Consider the following 20353-nt stretch of genomic DNA (forward strand, 5'->3'; position numbering starts at 1 on the left):
CGCGGGCGCCGGCGCGCGTGTCCGGCAGGCTTACGTCAGGACGGCAGCCGCCGCGCGGCGAGGTACGCGAGCTGCGCGCGGTTCTGCACGTTGAAGAGCTTTTCCAGCGAGCGGATGTGGTGCCCGACCTTGTGCAGCGACGTGCGCAGCGCGCTCGCGATCTCCTGGTCGGACAGCCCGTGCACGAGCCGGTCGAGCACCTGCTGCTGCTCGTCGGCGAGCGCGAAGCCGCGCATGCGCGCGACGCGCGCCTCAAGGAACGGCAGCGCGACGCGATGCACGGCAAGGCTGACCGACAGCGCGCCGCCGATCACGCGATCGTCGATCCATTCGGTGCCGTGCGTTTCCGACGTCAGGTTCACCGCGACGCGCAGGTCGAGGCGCGGCGCCGACAGGCTGAAGATCACGCCGCTGTTCATCGCATGCGCGCGCAGATGGCCGGCGAGCGCCAGCACCTTGCGGTCGCCGCTGCCGTGCGCGGCCGCCTCGATCTCGTCGAGCCGCCACGCGACCGGAAAGCCGCTCTGCCGCACCTGCGCGAAGCGCGGGTCGCTGTCGTACAGCATCCCTTCGATGAACGGCTGCATGAACGTCGCCGGCGCGAGGTCGCGCAGCAGATGCGCGCGCAGAATGCGCCGCCCGATCATTTCGTAGGCGCCGTAACCGAGCGTACTGAATCCGATTTGCCGCAATCGCGCATGGCATTGCGCGAAATCGAATGACGCGAGGTCGGTTTTACCGGGTGCTATTTGAATACCGGTAAAAACGTCACGCTCGATTGCGTGATATTCGTTCGAATAAGCGGCAGCGGCCGCTATATCGGCTTGTGAGAACCATTCGACGCGTGGTGCGCCGTCAGCATATGTCATGAGGAGCCCGCCCTTTCCCAATATGTGAAACTGCGCCCCGTCACGATCTGGTCTTTTCTTTATGATTTTCTGGTCGTCGTTATATGCGCGCGAACATGAACCTTTCGCCGACATTAGTATTACGGCATATTACCCACACACCGGCATTTTTGTACAATGCCCCCGCGTTTCGTCAGGGATGACGGTCGGCGCAGATCACAACGATGCTCGGTCGCACCGCCGCGAATGCCGTACACGATACGGCCGCCGCCAGGCGATGCGCGTCGATTCCGAGGGATGGCTCATGTCCGATATTGCATTGCACGAAGAAGCGGTCGCCCCAACCACCTTGCCGCGCGCGTCGCGCGGATCGGACGCAGGCGCGGACGCGCTGCGCGAGCGCACCGTGCAGGTCGTCTGGTGCGACGACGTGAAGCGCGGCGACGTCGCGCAGCCGCACGCGCCGAAGCTCGGCGTGGCCGATACGCTCGCGCACGCGCAGAGCACGGCCGAGCGCAACCGGATCGTCACGAGCCTGCTGCATCTGACAGGCTTCTCGACGTTCGCGTACTTCGCACTCGAATTCACGCGCGAGCGCGTCGAAAGTCTCTACCTGCACGAGGCGTTCACGCCGGCCACCTATCGCGGCGACTACGTGCGCCACAACCATCATGACGTCGATCCGCGCACGCTCGGCGCGCGCGTGTGCAACATGCCGATCGTGTGGGATCTGCAGCAATTGCGCCGCGAGCACCGCGAGCGCGACGACGCGCCGCGCGTGAGCCCTGCCGCGCTCGACGGCTTCCTGCAGACGATGCAGGACGACGGGATGTGCAGCGGCATCATGTATTCGATGGCCGTGCCGGGCACGCGGCTGCACGCGTTCATGAGCTTCACCGCGCCGCGCCGCACGCGCGAATGGATCACGCCGGCGACGATCGAGCAGGCGCTGTCGATCGGGCTGTCGGTACACAAGTTCGCGTCGCCGCAATTGATCTCGACGTCGCGCGAGCGCGCGGTCAACGGGCTCACGCCATTCGAGCAGGAACTGCTGCTCGGCATCGCCGAAGGCGCGTCCGACAAGGAAATCGGCCGGCGTCTCGACACCAGCGCGCACAACGTCGACTATCACCTGCGCAAGCTGCGCAAGCGCTTCGGCGTCGCGAACCGGATCCAGCTCACCTATCTGACGTCGAAGCTCGAGTTGATCTGACGACGGCGGCGCAGCGCGGTTTCGCGCCGACGAACGCGTCAACGCACATGCCGGCCTCGCGGGCCGGCATGTGCGGGTGGCGGCGCGGCGCCGCTTGCTGGCGGACGATCGCCGTTACTTCATCAGCGTCATCTGCACGACCTTCACGATCACGAGGCCGACCGCGATCACCAGATAGCCGCGCAGCACGGCCATCCAGATCCGCGTCGCGAGCGTCATGTTCCGCGGTTCGAGCGTATCGAGCGGCGGCATGCGCCACGTGTCGCGCAGCGAACGATCGATGGCCGGCTCGACGACGCGCCTGTTGCGGCGAATCAGTACCGTCGCGAGATAGCCGGCGATCGCGAGCACGGTGCCGCCCACCAGCACGTCGACGATCGCCTCGCCGCTGATGTCCGGGTACATCACCGATGCGGTCAGGATGATCGACAGCAGCACCAGCACCCAGATCACCGCGCCCGTAAATATGTTGAGCTTCGTCGAGTTGACCCAGGGCCCAAGCACCTGGCGGTCGTTGCACAGCACCAGCAGGAACACCGTCGCGCTCGGCAGCAGCACGCCGGCCAGCGTCTGCACGGCTTCGGTCAGCAGGCCGAGCGGGCTGCCCGGGATCAGCACGAGCGCGGCCGCGGCCGCGACGATGCCGAAATAGACGAGATAGAAGCCCTTCGCGTCGGTCACGCCGCGGTGCAGCGAGTGGCGGATCCGGAATACGTCGCCGATCGCGTACGCGGTCGACAGCGACACGGCCGCCGCGCCGATGATGCACGCGTCGAGCAGCGCGACGGCGAACAGCGTCGCGCTCGTGCGGCCCGCATACTTCTCGAGGCCCGCGATGACGCCGCCCGCGTCGGTGAAGTTGCCGGCTTCCGGATGGCCGCCGAACAGCGCCGAGCTGAAGCCGATCATCGCGACCGCGCCGACCAGCACGAACGCGATGCCGATCCACAAGTCGGCCTTTTCATATTTCATGAAGCGCGGCGTGATGCGCTTGTCGATCACGTAGCTTTGCTGGAAGAACAACTGCCATGGCGCGACCGTCGTGCCGACGATACCGATCACGAGCAGCATCACGTCCGACAGCTTCGCGTGCGCGGGCCAGTTCGGCACGAAGAAATCGCGCGTCATCTGCGCGACGGGCGGGTGGATCGACACGAGCACCGGCACGAGCAGCAGGCTCAGCACGCACAGCCCGATCGCGAACCGCTCGAAGCGCCGGAAATCGCCGGTGCTCACCGCGGCCATCGTCAGCGCGGCGGCCACGCACACGCCGGCCACCTTCGGCAATCCGAAGAAATCGAGCACGAAGGTGATGCCGATGAACTCGGTGACGATGGTCAGCGCGTTGAGCAGGAACAGGTCGATCACGCTGAACGCGCCCCAGAACTTGCCGAAGCGCACGAAGATCAGGCGCGCATGGCCGACGCCCGTGACCGCGCCGAGGCGCAGCACCATTTCCTGGTTCACGTACAGCACGGGCACGAGCAGCAGCAACGTCCACAGCAGCGTCGTGCCGTAGTTCTGGCCGGCCTGCGTATAGGTGCCGAATGCGCCGGCGTCGTTGTCGCCGACCATCACGATCAGCCCCGGGCCGATGATCGCGAGCAGCGTGCGCAGGCGCGCCCACCACGTGCCGCGCGCGCCGGTGTCGTGGTGCGAGATGGTGCCGAGCGCACCGCGGATGTCGCCCAGATGGGCTTCGTCGAGCACGGCGCCGCGCTCGACCGGGATCGGTGGAGAGACGTTGGAGGGCGTGGACATGATGTGTTCCGTACGGCTAAGGGTTATGCGATTCGATGAGCGTGTGACCTTGGAATGCGCACGGGCGGCCGCTCGAAGGCGGCCGCGCGTGCGCATGCCGAGGCGCGCTCGGCGCTTATTTTCAGTGGATCAATGCTTTCAGCTGGTTCAGCAGACGGGAGAACACCCGCGGACGGGCGTCGAGCGTCAGCATCGCGTCGTAGTGCTGGCGCGATTCCGTGACGTGCGGAAGGTTCGACAGCAGAAGGCCGAAGTTCATGGTCTGGCTCCGTGCGGCGACGGCAGCGTGCCGGCCGCGTGATGGGCGCGGGGCCAGTCCGGGGCCTGAACGGCGTATCAGGCTAGTCGGCCGGATTGCCCCCGCGACCCGGGTTCAAAAGGGTCTGCGTATGCAACGGGCATAAGGGACAACTGTCACTGTCGTTCATGGCGGCTCCTGTGCGGTGTTCCGGGGAACACGGTTGACCGCCGTCCGGCCGGCGGGCCGGCATTCGCGCGCCCGGAGAACGGATGCGCGAACGCGGCCGCCTGCCTGGCGGCGGTGAAACCGGGCAACGCATGCGAGAACGCATCACGCTAACCGGCGCGAATCTGGGTGCACGTAGGGAGTGGCTGCGGAATACTGCTGCGCGCACCGTTTGCCTGGCAGACAAACGGCGGCTTCGATGAGGCGCGGACGTCGGTCGCTCAGGCGGAAATTTCGTTCGAAGATCGACTACTGCAGGCGTCCAAGGCGGCGGCCCCAAGAGTGAAGATGGCGGATTCTATGGATCGCGCGAAAGCGAAGTCAACCCCTTGAAACCCCATTTTTCGAAATAAATTCCCCGCGTGACGCGACTGAAAGATTTGCCCTTGAATTGACGTTCTGAAACCTTTCAGCGTCGTCACGACGCAACGATGCGCCGATGCGCGGGAGCAACGGCCCGACCTGCGCCGCCCGCCCTCGTCACGCTCGCGGAGCGGGTACGTGGCCGCCGCGCGCCGCTGCGACACGCACACCACGCAGCGCAACCGTCATGCGTTTTTTACTTGCGCCGCAGCAAAAGTCGCGACTACAATCCGCCCCAATTCATTACGGGAGTCCCTCCGTGGACGCATGCTCTAGTTGCAGTTCGATGCCGGTCCAGGCCGGCCAAGCCATCGCGAGATAGCAGCCAGACGCATGTCTTTCGCCGCTAGCTCGCACTCGTCGGGTTAGCGCGCCTCCATCCGGGCCGGCCGTCGCCGGTTCGTCAGTCGCACGCTTCGCCATGTTCCACCCTCCGATCGCAGGCCGCGTCATGCACCCGCGCTCGATCACGTCGTCCGGCGTTCGCCGGACGGAACGGAGGCAGCGTCATGTTCTTTCAATCGTTCGCGTTCAAGTTCAAGCGCGTCGTGCACGTCGCGCGCGACCGCTCGTTTTCCGGCTTCTCGCCGCTCGCCCGTGCATTCGGCCGCTGGCGTGGCCTGGCCCTCGCCCACGTCCCCGCGGCGCCTCGCCCGCTCGATTGCGTGCTGATCGCCGCAACGGCGGCCGCGGTCGCGCTCGTCGCGCTACTGTGCTCGGCCGCGTCACACGTCGGCTTCGCGCAGGTGTGGCGCGTCGGCGGCTGGCTGCCGTAAGTCCTTCCCCATGCGGGCCGTCTCGCCATGCGGCCCGCATCACGTTCCCGTTTCTTCAGCCAACCTGATCAATCTGCCAACCCAAATGAAGAACCCGCTCGCTCCCGTCCCGCGCAAGCTTCGCCTCGACGCGCTCGCCGCGCTGCTGCTGTCGCTCGCCACCGCATCCGCATTCGCACAAGCCTCGGCTGCCGCCGCCGAACCGGCGGCCGGCACGAACGATGCCGCCGCCCCCGCGCAACCACCGGCCGCCGATGCCGCCGCGCCCGCGCCCACCGGCTTGTGGGAGCGTTCGAATCTGCTCGGCAACATGGGCGGCCTGCGCGACGTGCTCGACGAACACGGCGTCACGCTGAGCCTGCAGGAAACCAGCGAATACCTGTACAACGCGTCCGGCGGCACGGGCCGCGGCGGCGCGTACCAGGGGCTCACGCAATTCGGTTTCAACGTCGATACCGGCAAGGCGATCGGCCTGCCGGGCGGCACGTTCAACGTGTCGGGGCTGCAGATCCACGGCACCAACCTGTCGCAGCGCTACCTGCAAACCTTGCAGACCGCGACCGGCATCGAGGCCAATTCGACCACGCGCCTGTGGGAGCTCTGGTATCAGCAGTCGCTGCTCGACGGCAAGGTCGACGTGAAAGTCGGCCAGCAGAGCGTCGACCAGGAATTCATGGTGAGCGAGAACGCAGCGACGTTCATGAACGCGACGTTCGGCTGGCCCGTGCTGCCGTCCACCGACCTACCGTCCGGCGGCCCCGCGTATCCGCTGTCGTCGCTCGGCGTGCGGCTGCGCGTGAAGCCGGCCGACGCGTGGACCGCGATGGTCGGCGTGTTCGACGGCAACCCGGCCGGCCGCACCGACGGCGACGCGCAGGTGCTGAACGCGCACGGCACCAACTTCAATCTGCGCAGCGGCGCATTCGTGATCGGCGAAGTGCAGTACGCGCTGAACGCGCCGCCCGCCGACCCGAAGGCGCCGCAGCCGGCCGGCCTGCCCGGCACGTACAAGCTCGGCGTCTGGTATCACTCGCAGCACGCGAACGATCCGCGCTACGGCACCGACGGGCTGTCGCTCGCCGATCCGGCGAGCAACGGCACGCCCGCCACGCATCGCGGCAACTACGGCTTCTATGCGGTCGCGGATCAAATGGTGTGGCGGCCGTCGGCCGACAGCCCGCGCTCGGTCGGCGTGTTCGCGCGCGTGATGGGCTCGCCCGGCGACCGCAATGTCGTCGATTTCGCGGCCAATGCCGGCGTGACGCTGAAGGCGCCGTTCGCCGGACGCGACAACGACGTCGCCGGCATCGCGATCGGCTACGCGAAGATCGGCTCGCATGCGCGCGGCCTCGACGGCGATACCGGCGTGTACACGACGCCCGGCTATCCGGTGCGCCGCGCGGAAACCGTGATCGAGGCGACCTACCAGTATCAGGTCGCGCCGTGGTGGCAGGTGCAGGCCGACCTGCAGCACTTCTTCCGTCCGGGCGGCGGCATCCCGAACCCGAACACGGTCGGCGCGCGCATCGGCGACGAAACCGTGGTCGGCGTGCGCACGACGATCACGTTCTGATGCGAGCCGCATGAAGACCCGGGCCGGCCGGCCGCTTGCGCGACGGTCCGGCCCGTGCGGTGGCCTGCGGTACGGGCATGCGGCCCCTCCCGCGCACTACACATTATTCGCCGTACAGCCCGAGCAGTTTCAGCGTGACGCCGTTGGTCCAGCCGAAGCCGTCCTGCAACGGATATTCGCCCCCTCCGCCGCCGCCCGTGCCCGTGCCTTCGACCACGTACTTCTCGACCAGCTTGCCTTCGGTCGCGTACACCTGCTTCACGTCGGCCAGGAATCGCGTGCCGATGTCCTTCGCGAGCGCCGGTTCGCCGTAACGGCGCAGCCCGTCGATCGCGATCCACTGCAGCGGCGCCCAGCCGTTCGGCGCATCCCATTGCTGGCCCGTGTGCTCGGTTGTCGTCACGAGGCCGCCCGGCTGCAGCAGCGTCTTGCGCACTTCGCGCGCGGTCGCCTTCGCGCGCTCCGGCCACGCCACGCCCGCGAACAGCGGATACAGCGCGGCCGCCGTCACGCCGTCGCGCGGCTTGCGCAACTGCCAGTCATAGTCGCCGTAATAGCCGCGGCGGTTCCACAGGTAGTGATTGATCGCGGCCGCGCGCCGTCCAGCCCGCGCCGAGAAATCGGCCACGCAGCCGATGTCGCGCGTGAGCGCGCAGCCCTTCACGATGGTCGTCTCGAGATGGAACATCAGGCTGTTCAGGTCGACCGGCACGATCGAGGTCGTGCGGATCGTCGCGAGCGTCTTGCCGTCTCCGAACCAGCGCGAGCTGTAGTCCCAGCCGCTTTCGGCGCCCGCGCGCAGGTCGCGGTACACCTCGTTCGCCGGACGGGACGGCACCGATTTCGCGGTCGTCACGTCCTGGAGATACGATTCGTCGCGCGGCGTGTCGCTCGCATCCCAGTAGCGGTTCAGCACCGCGCCGTCGGGCATCGTGACCACGTGGCGCGCGGCCTGCCCGCGCGGCGTCGTGGTTTCGCCCTGCATCCAGTACGCATGCTCCTTGCGCAGCGCCGGCAGGTATTTCTGGTAGACCTTGTCGCCTTCGACCCGCGCGGCGAGCGTGACCATGTACGCGAAGAACGGCGGCTGCGAGCGGCTCGCATAATAGGTGCGATTGCCGTTCGGGATGTGCCCGACCGTATCGATCAGGTATGCGAAGTTGTCGAGCATGTCGTCGACGAGATCCTCGCGCCCCGACACCTGCAGCCCGAGCATCGTGAAATAGGTGTCCCAGTAGTAGCCTTCACGGAAGCGGCCGCCCGGCACGACGTACGGCTTCGGCATCGGAATCAGCGAACTGTACGGGGGCGCCGTGACGCTCGTGCGCGTGAGCTGCGGCCACAGCCAGTCGATGTGCTGGCGCAGCGTCTGGTTCGGCGGCGGCGTCACGCCGCCTGCCGCGGGCGGTGTGAAATGCTGGTCGACGAACGCCTTCAGCGAGAAACCCGGCTGCGATTTCTGTTGCTGATACAACTGCACGATCGTCGCGGGATCGGTGTCGGGCGTGGCGTCGACGAAGGTCTTCTGGTCGGGATAGAGCTGCGCGGTCTGCACCGCGACGAACAGGTCGCCGTAGAGCTGGCTCGGCGGCGGCAGCAGCGTGCCCGACACGGGCGCGGAAGCGGCCGCGGTGGTGGCCGGCAACGCCGACTGGCTGGCCGCTTGCGCGGCGGCCTGATGCGCATTGTCGGCCTGCGCGGCGCAGCCGGCGACGGCGAGATAGGCGATGGCCAGCGCGGCAGCCCAGCGCAGACGCGGCGCGGGCGGCGACTGACGCGACGAGAAACGAGATGCAAGCGGTGCGGCACGACGTGACGTCATGGCGTGTCCCCTCCTTTCGATGGTGGTGGATCGGCACGAGGTCTCGTTCGCGCGCGCGTTCGTCTCGATGGCCTTCGATCGATACGCGTCATGTTGTGGTGTGAATGGGCCCGACTGTCGCACGAAACATGCGTGTCAAGCAAGTTTCGATTCGCGCGACTCCCGCAGATAACCGTGCACCGCCCGCCACGCGCGCGCTTCGAGCGCATCCGCATCGGTCTCGCCGCGCGCGCCCGCCGCATCGACGATGCCTTTCACGATCGCGAGCAGATCGTGCGCGACCACGTCGGGCGCGGCGACGCGGGGCGCATCGCGCAGCCCGAGCGCATGCAGCAAGGTCGCGTGGACGCGGTCCGCGACGCGCGCGGTGCGCGCGCCGAGCGGCAACCGCGCCTCCTCGAAATCGATCAGCCGCGCGAGCGCCGGCCGGCGCATCTGGTGTGCGACAGCCCCGCGCACCAGCGCGCGCAGCACGTCGTCGCAGGACGACCGCGCGGCCGCGCGGTCGACGTCGTCGAGCAGATGCGCGCTCTCGCGCTCGACGAGCGCGGCCGTCAGCGCATCGCGGTTCGGGAAGTATTGATAGAGGGAGCCGATGCTCACGCCGGCCAGCGCGGCCACGGCATTCGTCGTGTAGCCATCGAAGCCGTCGCGCTCCAGAACGCGAGCGGCGGCCTCGACGATCGCATCGACGGTGGCCATCGAGCGGCGCTGGCGCGGCGCCTTGCGGGGCAAAAGCGGGATGCGCGAGGACGATTCGGACATGGCGGGAAGGCGGCTTTTGAATATGAGCAAGTGCTCATATTTTAGAAACGCACCGCCGCACCGTCAAAAGGAATCGACATGGCCGGCCGACGCGCCGCTCGTCGCATTCAAGCGCAAGCGCGCGGTCGATTTACCGTGCGACACGCGGTTGGGAAATCACCGCGTCGACATCCTGCCCGGTATCGAAAGCGCGCGCGCCCCGCTGCGACGATGCGGGTTTGTTCACCGGGCAAGCAGCGCACCGCTCGTGCGTGCGCAGTCATCCCTTCCACGCCACCCGTCAGAAAAGACGACTGTTGCAACATGCGGAACAACTGTTGTCATACGTGACGCAGCGCTCACATTATGGGCATAATGGCGTCTTTACCGCGCGCCCTCCTCATGTCGCCCGTCTTTCTAGCACCGCTCATCGTTGCCTGTGCGTTGTTCATGGAAAGCGTCGACGCGAACATCATCGTCACCGCACTGCCTGCGATGGCGAGGGACTTCGGGCACAACCCCGTCACGCTGAACATCGCGATCACGGCCTACGTGGTCGGTCTCGGCGTGTTCATCCCGATCTGCGGCTGGCTCGCCGACCGCTTCAGCGCCCGCTCCGTGTTCCGCACCGCGATCGGCATCTTCGTCGTCGGCTCGCTGATGTGCGCGGCATCCAACTCCCTCGGCGTGCTCACGTTCGCGCGCTTCATCCAGGGCGTCGGCGGCGCGATGATGGTCCCGGTCGGCCGCATCATCATCTTCCGCGCGGTGCCGCGCGCCGATCTCGTGCGCGCGATGAACTACCTCGCGATTCCCGCGCTGTTCGGGCCCACGGTCGGGCCGCTCGTCGGCGGCTTCATCACGACCTACCTGCACTGGCGGATGATCTTCTTCATCAACGTGCCGATCGGCCTCTACGGAATCTACCTCGCGAGCAAGCACATCGCGAACACGCACGAGCCCGATCCGGGCCCGCTCGACTGGTTCGGCTTCCTGCTGTCGGCCAGCGGCGCCGCACTGCTGCTGATGGGCCTCACGCTGATCGACGGCTCGCTCACGTCGCGCTCGAACGCGATCATCATGTGCGCGGCCGGCGCCGCGATGCTCGCGCTGTACGTGCCGTACGCGCGCCGCAAGACGCGCCCCGTGCTCGACCTCGGTTTCCTGAAGATCCCGACGTACCACGCGAGCGTCGTCGGCGGGTCGCTGTTCCGCATCGGCCTCGGCGCGGTGCCGTTCCTGCTGCCGCTCGCGCTGCAGGAAGGGCTCGGCATGAGCGCGTTCCACTCGGGGCTCATCACGTGCGCGTCCGCGCTCGGCGGCGCGGTCAGCCGCTCGACGGCCACGCATACGCTGCGCCGCTTCGGCTTTCGCACGGTGCTGATCTACAACGCGGCATTCGCGGGCCTCGCGATCGCCGCATACGGTGTGTTCCATCCCGGCATGGCGACCTGGGCGATCTGGCTGATCGTGCTCGTCGGCGGCATCTTCCCCGCGCTGCAGTTCACGAGCCTGAATTCGATGATCTATGCGGACATCTCGCCGCGCGACGCCGGCCGCGCGACGAGCCTCGGCAGCGTCGTGCAGCAGATGTCGCTCGGCCTGGGCGTCACGGTGGCCGGCCTCGTGCTGCACGTGTCGCACTGGCTCCAGGGCCATCAGGCGATGGTGTGGTCAGATTTCTGGCCCGCGTTCCTGGTGGTCGGGCTGTGCTCGTTCGCGTCGATTCCGATCACGCGGCGGCTGCCGCCCGGCGCCGGCGACGAAATCGCGCGCGGCAAGCGGCAGTAAACGGTCGCCGGTCGATTGCGGCCGAAGCGTTTTTGCCACAATCGATCGTCCGGGTATTACGTCGCTTTTATTTTCCAATTCCGCGATTTATTCAATCGCGCGAAACACACAAACCGCTCGCCGAATCCCCTTGCCGAAATAACATCGGCTCGAAAATCGATCGCGCATCACCGCTTTCGATATCCGCCGGCGCCGCGCCACGCCTGCGCGGCCGCTTGCGCGCCCGGGCGCCCCGATATCGTGCATGCGAACGACTTGATAATCCGAAATCCATTGATCGATAATGGTCGCTCGCATCGGCGCGAACAGAATCCCCCCGCCGGATTGCAGCAGTCGCGATAACCATCCCATCCGCTGTTTCACGTTTCGATCGCTATCTCGCCTCGAAGGAGTCTCCATGACTCGAGAGCTGATTCTGCGCGCGCCGGAAACATTCGCCATCGACTCGCCCGCTGAACCGGATGCGGCCCGGCCGCCGTTGCCGACCCATCTTGCCGTCATTCTCGACGGCAACCGGCGCTGGGCGGAGCGCCTCGGCCTGCCGGCCGCCGACGGCTATCGGGCCGGCGGACGCAACGTGCATGCGCTGCTGTCGTGGTGCGAGGAAGCCGGGATCCCGCTCGTGACGCTGTGGCCGCTGTCCACCGAGAATCTCCAGCGCGACGCCGGGGAATTGCGCGGCCTGCTCGCCGTGATCGCCGACGTCTTCGACGAGCTCGCCGCCAGCGGCCGCTGGCGCCTGCACGTGATCGGCGACCTGACGCAGCTGCCGCCCGCCACGGCCGAGCGCATCGGCGCCGCGCAGCAACGCACGGCCCGCGCGCGCGGGCTCGACGTGAACATCGCGGTCGCCTATAGCGGCCGCCTCGACCTGCTGCACGCAGTCCGCTCGCTGATCGCGGAGCACGTCGCGGCCGGCACCGTCGATCAGTTGCTCGCGCAACTCAGCCCGGAGTCGATCGCGAGCCGGCTGTATACGGCCGGCCAGCCTGAGCCGGACCTCGTGATCCGCACGTCGGGCGAACAGCGCCTGTCGAATTTCATGCTGTGGCAAACCGCTTTCTCCGAGTTCTATTTCACGCCGACGTGCTGGCCCGATTTCGGACGCGACGATTTCGAACAGGCCATCGATGCGTACGGCAAGCGCGCGCGCCGGTTCGGCAAGTAGGCCGGCGCGCTCCTCACGACACCTGTTGTCACCCGCCATCCGCGAGGTACGCCATGTCCACCGTCGAAACCGTTGCCGCCGAAGCCGCGGCGCCCACGCTGGTGCTGCCGCACCTGTTCCACCCGTTCGAAACACCCGTGCATCCCGATGCCGAGCGCGCCGAAGCCGACCTGTACGCGTGGATGAACAGCCACGGATTGCTCGACGATCCGCGCTGGGCGCACGGCATCCGTCACGGCAAGGTCGGCGAATACTGCGCGCGCGTCTATGCGCATTCGTCCTTCGACGGACTGTGCACGACCGCCCGCGCTTACGGCTGGATCTTCGCGATCGACGACGGCCTGTGCAGCCTGCACGGCGTCGCGCGCGCCCCGGGCGAGCTCGGGGCGCTCTACTTGTGGCTGTACGAAATGATCGCCGATCCGACCGGCCATGACCCCGCGCCGCTGCGCGCCGCGCTCGCGGCGCGCCTGCCGCACCTGGCCGCGTTCCTGCCCGCCCTGCAACGCGCGACGCAGGACATATGCGCGCGTATCGCCGCCGTGTCCACGCGCGTGCAGTACGCCCGCTGGGTGGCGGGGATGATGACGTTCCTGTTCTCGACGCTGTGGGAAGCCGGCCGGTTCGCGACCGACGTCGTGCCCGGCGAGGCCGAATACCTGTCCGGTCGCACGTACAACGGCTGCGGCGAGGGTGCGTTCGCGCTGATCGATATCGCCGCGGGCTACGAAGCGCCGGCCGCGTTCTACGCCGACGAAGCGGTCGAGCGCCTGCGCAGGCTGTCCAACGCGATCCTGTGCCTGTGCAACGATATCTTCTCGTATCCGAAGGAGGCCGGCGAGTCGAGCAGCAATCTCGTGTGCGTGCTGATACACGAACGCGGGCTCTCGCCGCAGGCCGCGCTCGACGCGGCGGCGGACATCCACAACGGCTATCTGGCGCGTTATCTCGATCTGGAAAAAAAGGTGCGCGCGCGCACCGACGATCGTGCGTCGCTGCGCCTGCTCGACGAGGCCAGGACGTACATTCGCGGCAACTACGACTGGCACTTCGGTTCGCCGCGTTACGGCGCGGCGAAACACTACGACCTGTCCCGCGCGCTGCGGCCCGGACAGACGAGCGCCGCGGCATGACCTGTCGCGGGCAATGGAGGAAAAACCGGAAAAACAAAAAAATCAGCGGACATCCACACGGGGCCGGTGCATAGCCGCATGGATGTCCGCTCAGGGCTCCGGGTCTCCCGATGGGGGTTGGGAAACCCGGATTCGCTTCCTGCGTGCCATGGACATATGTGCGTCGGAAGCGGAATCGTTGCGCGCACGTGTCGTCGCGCCATGAACCGCACTATAGGGAAACTTGCGAAACGTATCTGTCAACCATTGTCAGACGCGTTGCAGCCGCACGTCGCGCGCGCGCGCCGCTTTCGCGCTAAAGTGGTTCCCGATCGCCACCCTCGACCGTCCTGCCGATGCTCACGCTTTCGTCCGCCGCCGCCCGCGCCCTGCATCTCGCCGCACAGGGCCTGCTCACGCCACCCCGCCGCAAGGCGACCAAGTCCGACGTGCTCGACACGATCCGCCGGATGGCGCAGTTGCAGATCGACACCATCCACGTGGTCGCGCGCAGCCCGTATCTCGTGCTGTACAGCCGTCTCGGCGATTTCCCGCCGCACTGGCTCGACGAACATCTCGCCGAGGCGCGCCTGTTCGAATACTGGTCGCACGAAGCGTGTTTTCTGCCGATCGAGCAGTTCGGGCTGATGCGCTACAAAATGCTCGACCCGTCGGGAATGGGCTGGAAATACGCGGCCGAATGGCACGAGCAGAATCGTCCGGAGATCGAACGGCTGCTTGCGCGGATTCGCGAAGAAGGCCCGGTGCGGTCGGCCGATTTCGCACGCGAAAACGGCGTGAAGGGCAACGGCTGGTGGGATCGCAAGCCCGAAAAGCGTCATCTGGAAGTGCTGTTCACGACGGGCGACCTGATGGTGTCGGAGCGCCGCAATTTCCAGCGCGTGTACGACGTGCGCGAACGCGTGCTGCCCGACTGGGACGATGCGCGCGACCTGCCGCCGCGCGAGGCCGTGCTGCCCGCGCTGCTCGACTACACGTGCCGCGCGCTCGGCGTCGTGCGCGCGGACTGGGTGGCCGACTACTATCGGCTGCCGCGCCGCTCGTACCGCGCGGAGCTGGAGCGGCTCGCCGAGGCCGGCGACCTGATTCCGGTGCGGATCGACGACTGGAAGGAGCCGGCCTACGTGCATCGCTCGCTCGATGCGCTGCTGCCGGCCGCCGCGGCCGACACGCTGCGCTCGACGGTCACGACGCTGCTGTCGCCGTTCGATCCGGTCGTCTGGGACCGGCGGCGCGCGTCGACGCTGTTCGGGTTCGATTACACGATCGAGTGCTATACGCCCGAGCACAAGCGGCGCTACGGCTATTTCTGCCTGCCCGTGCTGCATCGCGGCCGGCTGGTGGGCCGCGTCGATGCGAAAGCGCATCGCACGCTCGGCACGTTCGAACTGAAGGCTGTGCACGTCGAGCCGGGCGTGCGGTTCGGCGCCGGGCTCGCGGCCGACGTCGCGAAAGCCGTGAAGAAACTCGCGGCGTGGCACGGCACGCCGGAGGTGACGGTCGCCCACGCGCCGCCGGCCCTCGTGCAGGCATTCGCGCGCACCTGAGCGCTGCGTGCAGCCGGCGCGTTAGAGCATGTGCATGCCGGCGTCGATATAGTGCGTACCGCCCGTGATCGCCCGTGCGCCGTCGCTGGCAAGAAACGCGCAGAACGCGCCGACGTCGTCGATGTCCAGCGCATGATGCAGCGGCGCGCGGCGCGCGGTGTCGTCGAGTAGCCGGCCGAAGCCCGGCAGGCCCGACGCCGCGCGGGTCGGCAACACGCCCGGCGAAATCGCGTTGACGCGAATGCCCGCGCCGCCGAGTTCGGCCGCCAGATACCGCACGCTCGCTTCGAGCGCGGCCTTGACCGGCCCCATCACCCCGTAATTCGCAACGACCTGCTCCGCGCCGAGATAGCTCATCGCCATCAGGCTCCCGCCGCGCGTCATCAGCGGCTCGGCGAGCCGAGCCATCCGGATGAACGAATGGCACGAGGTATCCATCGCGAGCGAGAAGCCTTCCGGCGAACTGTCGACCACGCGGCCGTGCAGGTCCGCCTTCGGTGCATACGCGACCGAATGCAGCACGAAGTCGATCTCGCCCCATTGCGCTGCTATCGCGTCGAACACCGCCGCCATCTGGTCGGGCCGCCCGACGTCGAGCGGCATCCGGATCGGCGCGTCGAGTTGCGCGAACAGCGGCTCGACGTGCGGCAGGGTCTTGTCCGACTGCCAGGTCACCGCGAGCGTCGCGCCCGCCCGGCAAAACGCGCGCGCGCATCCCCACGCGATGCTTCGATCGTTCGCGATGCCAACGACGAGCCCGCGCTTGTGTCGCAACGTCATGTCGCTCTCCGTAACGATCCGCGCCGCCCTAGCGCTGCGCCGCGATCCAGCGCGCGATGTCCGGCCACACCGTCTTCAGCGTGCGCGTCCCCATGAACAGGCCGATATGGCCGCCCGGCACGAGCCGGCTCTCGATGCGCGACGCGGGCGTGCCGAGACGATCGCGCGCCCCGAACACCTGCTCCGGCGTCGTGATGTCGTCGGCCTCGCCGGCGAGCAGATAGACCGGGCACGCGACATCCTTCAGGTCGAGCGTGCGCCCGAGCGCGACGAACGTGCCCTTCGCGAATCGGTTCTCCTTGAAGATCTGCACGATCGCCTGCAGGTACCAGCGCCCCGGCAGGTCGATCGGGCTTTCGTACCAGTTCGCGAACACCTCGCGCTTGCGCAGGTATTCGGGATCGTCGAGATGCTCGTACAGGTCGACGTGCTCGGCGAGATAGTGCTGGTCGGGATGCATGTTCTTCCAGCCGCGCAGCATGAAGCGCCCACGCATCAGCCCGCCGCCCAGCGCGACGAGTTCCTCGTAGAACGACGTCGGATACGTGTGCACCATCTGCCTGATCGGGCCGTCGCCCGCGTCGGTGTCGATCGGCGAGCCGGCCAGCACGAGACTCGCGACCTTGTGCGGGAAACGCGCCGCGTACATCGCGGACATCCAGCCGCCCTGACACAGCCCGACGAGATTCACGCGGCCGCCGAGTTCGTCGACGCACACGTTCAGTTCGGCCAGATACTGGTCGATCTCGAGATCCTTCATGTCCTCGGTGGCCGAGCGCCAGTCGGTCAGGTACAGACGCGTCACGCCGTGCTCGCGCAGCGTCTGCATCAGGCTCTGCCCCGGCTGGTAGTCGGCGATCATCGCGCTGTGCCCTGCATACGGCGCATCGACGATCGTCGGCAGCCCGTGCGCCGGCGCGGCCGAATAATCGCGAAACGTCATCGTGCGCAGTTCCAGCAACGGCCGGTTCGCCGACGCCAGCGCCGGATGCGCTTCGAAATGGAGCTTCTCCTCTTCCGCGAGGAAGCGGAGATTGCGCGCCGCGATCTCGGCGCCGGCCGCGAACATCGCGTTGGCGGCGGCCATCGGCCAGAAAATCGGCAGCGCGAGGGCGCTGGCGGCAGGAGAAGGCGTGTCGCGTGCTGTCATCGAAGGTCTCACCGGGTCGGATACGGCGTGGAAGGGATCGCGTCGTCCAGCACGCGGCGCGTGTGCCGCGCGATCATCAGGTTCTCGTCGGTCGGGATCACGCGCACCGTCACGCGCGACGCGTCGCCCGAAATCACCGGCAGGCCGGCGGCGTTCGCCGCGTCGTCGAGCACGACGCCGAGCCACGCCGCGCGGCTGCAGATCCGTTCGCGCACGCGCGGCGCGTGCTCGCCGATGCCCGCCGTGAACACGAGCGTGTCGAGGCCGCCGAGCACGCCGGCCAGCGCGGCGAGTTCGCGCGCCGCGCGATAGGCGAACAACTCGACCGCATGCGCGGCCGACGGTGCGTCGCTCGCGAGCAGCGCGCGCATGTCGCTCGACACGCCGGACACGCCGAGCAAGCCCGATTCGGCATAGATCAGATGCTCGACCTCGTCGAGCGACCGGCCCATGTGACGCTGCAGGTACAGGATCACGCCCGGGTCCAGCGCGCCCGTGCGCGTGCCCATCGGCAGCCCGTCGACGGCCGTGAACCCCATCGTCGTCGCGACGCTGCGGCCGTTCGCGAGCGCACACAGGCTCGCGCCGTTGCCGAGGTGTGCGATCACCGTCCGGTGCCGCCCCCACGATGGATCGAGGGCCGCGAGCGCCGTCGCGATGTACTCGTACGACAGCCCGTGAAACCCGTAGCGCACGATGCCCTGCTCGGTCAGCGCGCGCGGCAGCGCGAACTCCCGTTCGAGCGCCGGCACCGTCGAATGGAACGCGGTGTCGAAACACGCGACCTGCGGGAGGTTCGGCGCGACCGCGGCAACCGCGCGAATCGCGTCGACGTGATGCGGCTGGTGCAGCGGCGCGAGCGGCGAAAGCGACGCGATCGCATCGAGCACGCGCGCATCGATCCGCACCGGCGCGGTGAAATACGGGCCGCCATGCACGACCCGGTGCCCGACGCCGTCGAACGCGGCCTCGCGCCCGACATGAGCCGCGAACCACGCGTGCAGCGCCTCGATCGCGCCTTGATGCCCCGGTTGCGCGACGGGGCTGTCGGCGAGCGTCGTGCCGTGCGCGTCGGCCACGAACAGATGCGGCGTGTCATGCAGGTTCTCGACCTGCCCGTGCAGGCCCGCATCGAGCGAACGATCCTCGCGCGTGTCGTAGACCGAGAACTTGAGGCTCGACGAGCCGGCGTTGAGCACGAGGACGGGATGTCGCATCGCGGCCCCGTCAGCGTGCGTCGGCGGCAAGCGCCGGCGCGGCCAAGGGCGCGGCCGTGGCGCGCGCCGCCGCCGCGACGAGCGCCGCGACCGCGCAGCTCGCCAGGCGCGTGCGTTCGCTGTCGGCGCGACTCGTCAGGATCACCGGCACGCGCGCGCCGAGCACGATGCCGGCCGCATCGGCATTCGCCAGGAACGTCAGTTCCTTCGCGAGCATGTTGCCGGCCTCGAGGTCGGGCACGAGCAGGATGTCCGCATCGCCCGCCACCGCGGAACCGAGATGCTTGAGCCGCGCGGCCTCCGGGCTGATCGCGTTGTCGAGCGCGAGCGGCCCGTCGAGCAGCGCGCCGGTGATCTGGCCGCGCTCGGCCATCTTGCACAGCGCGGCCGCGTCGAGCGTCGACGGCAGCTTCGAGCTGACCGTCTCGACCGCCGACAGGATCGCCACCTTCGGCCGGGCGATGCCGAGCGCATGCGCGAGATCGATCGCGTTCTGCGCGATGTCGGCCTTTTGCTCGAGCGTCGGACGGATATTGACGGCCGCGTCGGTGATGAACAGCGGCTTGTGGTAAGTCGGCACGTCCATGATGAACACGTGGCTCAGGCGCCGCCCGGTGCGCAGCCCCGTATCGGCGCGCACCACTTCCGCCAGCAACTCGTCGGTGTGCAGGCTGCCCTTCATCAGCGCCTGCGCGTCGCCCGCGCGCACCAGCTCGACCGCGCGCGCCGCCGACGCATGACTGTGCGGCGCATCCACGAGCCGATAGCCGGACAGGTCGATACCCAGCGTCGCGGCGAGCATCGTGATCCGCGCCACCGGGCCGACCAGCACGGGCACGACGATGCCGGCCCGAGCGGCGGCGGCCGCCGCGTGCAGCGATACCTCGTCGCAAGGATGCGCGACCGCGACCGTCACCGGGCGTAATGCGCGGCAACGCGCGATCAGCGCTTCGTATTTCTGATGCGTGCGTACATCGGTCATCGGCTGCCCCTTCGCAAGGATCACGTGAACGGATTCTGGTGCGGGACCGGGCGAAGTCGTTTGATTTCAGTCAATCGTTTCAGGTGAAGTCCCGATAGCATGAAGTCGCACGATGACATCCGGATGGCCGCGACGCCTCCCCCCTGACATGCACACACGCGAAATCCGCTCGAAGATCGCCAGCACCTCGTCCACGCGCAAGATCACCAAGGCGATGGAGATGATGGCGCGCACCAAGATGGCGAGCGCGCAGCGACGCGCGCGCGAGTTCCGCCCGTACGCGGCGCGCATCGGCGCGATGGCGGAACGCGTGCTGCGCGACCGCCCCGACCACGTATCGGCGCTGATGGCGCGCCGCGATACCGTGCGCCGCGTCGGCCTGATCGTCGTCAGCACCGATCGCGGGCTGTGCGGCCCGCTCAATGCGCGATTGCTCGTCGAATGCGTGAATGCGCTCGAACGCTGGGACCGGGCCGGCGTCGCCTGCGAACTGAGCGTGATCGGCGCGCGCGGGCTCGCGCCGCTGCTGCGCCACGGCGCGACCATCGCGGCCCGTGCGGGCGGCCTGGCCGCCGAGCCGCACTTCGAGCAGTTGCTCGGGGCGCTGCTCGTGCCGCTGACCGCGTTCGTCAACGGCGAGCTCGACGAAGTGCACGTCGCGTACAACCGGCTGACGAGCCCGCTCGCGTACGAGCCGCGCATCGACGCGATGCTGCCGATCGCAGGGCTCGACACCGGCGCGCCGACCGACGGCGCGGCCGCGTCCGATTATCTGTACGAGCCCGCGCCCAAACCGGTCGTCGACACGTTGCTGCTGCGCTACGTCGAGGCGACGCTCTATCAGGCCGTCGTCGAAAACTACGCGTGCGAGCAATGCGCGCGGATGTTCAGCATGCAGACCGCGACGGACAACGCCGACCGCGTGTTGCGCGAACTGCGGCACCTGTACCAGAAGACGCGACAGGCGCAGATCACCACCGAGCTGTGCGAAATCGTCGCCGGCGCGGCGGCAGTCTGAA

17 protein-coding genes and 1 pseudogene are annotated in these 20353 nt (G+C 67.9%); 8 read left to right on the forward strand and 10 right to left on the reverse strand.

The annotated features are described in order from the left end of the window. Positions 1 to 35: 35 nt before the first annotated feature. Positions 36 to 869: an autoinducer binding domain-containing protein gene (locus tag CFB52_RS24535; protein ID WP_059639770.1), complete on the reverse strand. Its 834-nt coding sequence runs from the start codon at positions 867 to 869 to the stop codon at positions 36 to 38. 283 nt (positions 870 to 1152) lie between these two features. On the opposite strand from CFB52_RS24535, the gene CFB52_RS24540 reads away from it, so the two are divergent. Further along, the gene (locus tag CFB52_RS24540) at positions 1153 to 2061 is read left to right on the forward strand and encodes a LuxR family transcriptional regulator (protein WP_059585107.1); all 909 of its coding nucleotides are present in this window, start codon (positions 1153 to 1155) and stop codon (positions 2059 to 2061) included. Between the two features lie 114 nt (positions 2062 to 2175). On the opposite strand, the gene CFB52_RS24545 is transcribed toward CFB52_RS24540, so the two are convergent. Then, complete coding sequence (locus tag CFB52_RS24545) at positions 2176 to 3822, reverse strand: NRAMP family divalent metal transporter (RefSeq protein ID WP_099317676.1); 1647 nt, start codon at positions 3820 to 3822, stop codon at positions 2176 to 2178. Between the two features lie 121 nt (positions 3823 to 3943). Next, positions 3944 to 4081 (reverse strand): hypothetical protein, encoded by a 138-nt coding sequence (locus CFB52_RS34760; protein ID WP_180278249.1) that lies wholly within the window; start codon positions 4079 to 4081, stop codon positions 3944 to 3946. Between the two features lie 1079 nt (positions 4082 to 5160). On the opposite strand from CFB52_RS34760, the gene CFB52_RS24550 reads away from it, so the two are divergent. Further along, the gene (locus CFB52_RS24550) at positions 5161 to 5427 is read left to right on the forward strand and encodes a hypothetical protein (protein WP_089465685.1); all 267 of its coding nucleotides are present in this window, start codon (positions 5161 to 5163) and stop codon (positions 5425 to 5427) included. A gap of 85 nt (positions 5428 to 5512) precedes the next feature. After that, a complete protein-coding gene (locus CFB52_RS24555) occupies positions 5513 to 7000 on the forward strand; it encodes a carbohydrate porin (protein ID WP_059584698.1) in 1488 nt (495 codons plus the stop codon). A gap of 103 nt (positions 7001 to 7103) precedes the next feature. On the opposite strand, the gene treA is transcribed toward CFB52_RS24555, so the two are convergent. Both treA and CFB52_RS24565 read right to left on the reverse strand, forming a co-directional pair. Further along, complete coding sequence (gene treA / locus CFB52_RS24560) at positions 7104 to 8822, reverse strand: alpha,alpha-trehalase TreA (protein WP_099317677.1); 1719 nt, start codon at positions 8820 to 8822, stop codon at positions 7104 to 7106. Positions 8823 to 8957: 135 nt separating this feature from the next. Then, positions 8958 to 9587 (reverse strand): TetR/AcrR family transcriptional regulator, encoded by a 630-nt coding sequence (locus tag CFB52_RS24565; RefSeq protein WP_099317678.1) that lies wholly within the window; start codon positions 9585 to 9587, stop codon positions 8958 to 8960. 381 nt (positions 9588 to 9968) lie between these two features. Here CFB52_RS24565 and CFB52_RS24575 point away from each other — a divergent pair, with 381 nt between their 5' ends. After that, entirely contained in the window at positions 9969 to 11357 is a 1389-nt protein-coding gene (locus CFB52_RS24575; RefSeq protein WP_059584688.1) for an MFS transporter, read from the forward strand. 87 nt (positions 11358 to 11444) lie between these two features. On the opposite strand, the gene CFB52_RS34335 is transcribed toward CFB52_RS24575, so the two are convergent. After that, positions 11445 to 11720, reverse strand: a complete 276-nt coding sequence (locus tag CFB52_RS34335; RefSeq protein ID WP_144029755.1) for a hypothetical protein — start codon at positions 11718 to 11720, stop codon at positions 11445 to 11447. Positions 11721 to 11754: 34 nt separating this feature from the next. On the opposite strand from CFB52_RS34335, the gene uppS reads away from it, so the two are divergent. The 3 genes from uppS to CFB52_RS24590 all read left to right on the forward strand — a co-directional run bounded on the left by uppS (position 11755) and on the right by CFB52_RS24590 (position 15205). Then, positions 11755 to 12525 carry a polyprenyl diphosphate synthase gene (uppS, locus tag CFB52_RS24580; RefSeq protein ID WP_059584686.1) on the forward strand — a complete coding sequence of 257 codons (771 nt, stop codon included), beginning with the start codon at positions 11755 to 11757 and terminating at the stop codon, positions 12523 to 12525. A gap of 53 nt (positions 12526 to 12578) precedes the next feature. Next, positions 12579 to 13658, forward strand: coding sequence for a terpene synthase (locus tag CFB52_RS24585; protein ID WP_099317680.1), 1080 nt, complete (start codon positions 12579 to 12581; stop codon positions 13656 to 13658). 335 nt (positions 13659 to 13993) lie between these two features. Then, on the forward strand, positions 13994 to 15205 hold the full coding sequence (locus CFB52_RS24590) for a winged helix-turn-helix domain-containing protein (RefSeq protein WP_059584682.1): 1212 nt from the start codon (positions 13994 to 13996) through the stop codon (positions 15203 to 15205). A 21-nt stretch (positions 15206 to 15226) separates the two neighbouring features. Here CFB52_RS24590 and fabI read toward each other — a convergent pair whose 3' ends face one another. The 4 genes and pseudogenes from fabI to CFB52_RS24610 form a co-directional block, all read right to left on the reverse strand. Continuing rightward, positions 15227 to 15985: an enoyl-ACP reductase FabI gene (gene fabI, locus CFB52_RS24595; RefSeq protein ID WP_099317681.1), complete on the reverse strand. Its 759-nt coding sequence runs from the start codon at positions 15983 to 15985 to the stop codon at positions 15227 to 15229. A 28-nt stretch (positions 15986 to 16013) separates the two neighbouring features. Then, positions 16014 to 17135, reverse strand: a complete 1122-nt coding sequence (locus tag CFB52_RS24600; protein WP_099317682.1) for an alpha/beta fold hydrolase — start codon at positions 17133 to 17135, stop codon at positions 16014 to 16016. A gap of 8 nt (positions 17136 to 17143) precedes the next feature. Further along, the gene (locus CFB52_RS24605; protein WP_099317683.1) at positions 17144 to 18352 is read right to left on the reverse strand and encodes an acetate/propionate family kinase; all 1209 of its coding nucleotides are present in this window, start codon (positions 18350 to 18352) and stop codon (positions 17144 to 17146) included. 10 nt (positions 18353 to 18362) lie between these two features. Then, positions 18363 to 19361: pseudogene (locus CFB52_RS24610) on the reverse strand (phosphate acetyltransferase); the annotation flags it as partial. A gap of 121 nt (positions 19362 to 19482) precedes the next feature. Here CFB52_RS24610 and atpG point away from each other — a divergent pair. Continuing rightward, complete coding sequence (atpG, locus tag CFB52_RS24615; protein WP_099317684.1) at positions 19483 to 20352, forward strand: ATP synthase F1 subunit gamma; 870 nt, start codon at positions 19483 to 19485, stop codon at positions 20350 to 20352. The last annotated feature ends 1 nt before the right edge of the window (position 20353 follow it).

This window comes from Burkholderia sp. AU18528, assembly GCF_002223215.2.
Taxonomy (GTDB): domain Bacteria; phylum Pseudomonadota; class Gammaproteobacteria; order Burkholderiales; family Burkholderiaceae; genus Burkholderia; species Burkholderia semiarida.

Bases quoted from the DNA above. Each gene is read 5' to 3' on its own strand.
- CFB52_RS24535 (WP_059639770.1), bottom strand. From the start codon at position 869: ATGACATATGCTGACGGCGCACCACGCGTCGAATGGTTCTCACAAGCC.
- CFB52_RS24540 (WP_059585107.1), top strand. From the start codon at position 1,153: ATGTCCGATATTGCATTGCACGAAGAAGCGGTCGCCCCAACCACCTTG.
- CFB52_RS24545 (WP_099317676.1), bottom strand. From the start codon at position 3,822: ATGTCCACGCCCTCCAACGTCTCTCCACCGATCCCGGTCGAGCGCGGC.
- CFB52_RS34760 (WP_180278249.1), bottom strand. From the start codon at position 4,081: ATGAACTTCGGCCTTCTGCTGTCGAACCTTCCGCACGTCACGGAATCG.
- CFB52_RS24550 (WP_089465685.1), top strand. From the start codon at position 5,161: ATGTTCTTTCAATCGTTCGCGTTCAAGTTCAAGCGCGTCGTGCACGTC.
- CFB52_RS24555 (WP_059584698.1), top strand. From the start codon at position 5,513: ATGAAGAACCCGCTCGCTCCCGTCCCGCGCAAGCTTCGCCTCGACGCG.
- treA (WP_099317677.1), bottom strand. From the start codon at position 8,822: ATGACGTCACGTCGTGCCGCACCGCTTGCATCTCGTTTCTCGTCGCGT.
- CFB52_RS24565 (WP_099317678.1), bottom strand. From the start codon at position 9,587: ATGTCCGAATCGTCCTCGCGCATCCCGCTTTTGCCCCGCAAGGCGCCG.
- CFB52_RS24575 (WP_059584688.1), top strand. From the start codon at position 9,969: ATGTCGCCCGTCTTTCTAGCACCGCTCATCGTTGCCTGTGCGTTGTTC.
- uppS (WP_059584686.1), top strand. From the start codon at position 11,755: ATGACTCGAGAGCTGATTCTGCGCGCGCCGGAAACATTCGCCATCGAC.
- CFB52_RS24585 (WP_099317680.1), top strand. From the start codon at position 12,579: ATGTCCACCGTCGAAACCGTTGCCGCCGAAGCCGCGGCGCCCACGCTG.
- CFB52_RS24590 (WP_059584682.1), top strand. From the start codon at position 13,994: ATGCTCACGCTTTCGTCCGCCGCCGCCCGCGCCCTGCATCTCGCCGCA.
- fabI (WP_099317681.1), bottom strand. From the start codon at position 15,985: ATGACGTTGCGACACAAGCGCGGGCTCGTCGTTGGCATCGCGAACGAT.
- CFB52_RS24600 (WP_099317682.1), bottom strand. From the start codon at position 17,135: ATGACAGCACGCGACACGCCTTCTCCTGCCGCCAGCGCCCTCGCGCTG.
- CFB52_RS24605 (WP_099317683.1), bottom strand. From the start codon at position 18,352: ATGCGACATCCCGTCCTCGTGCTCAACGCCGGCTCGTCGAGCCTCAAG.
- atpG (WP_099317684.1), top strand. From the start codon at position 19,483: ATGCACACACGCGAAATCCGCTCGAAGATCGCCAGCACCTCGTCCACG.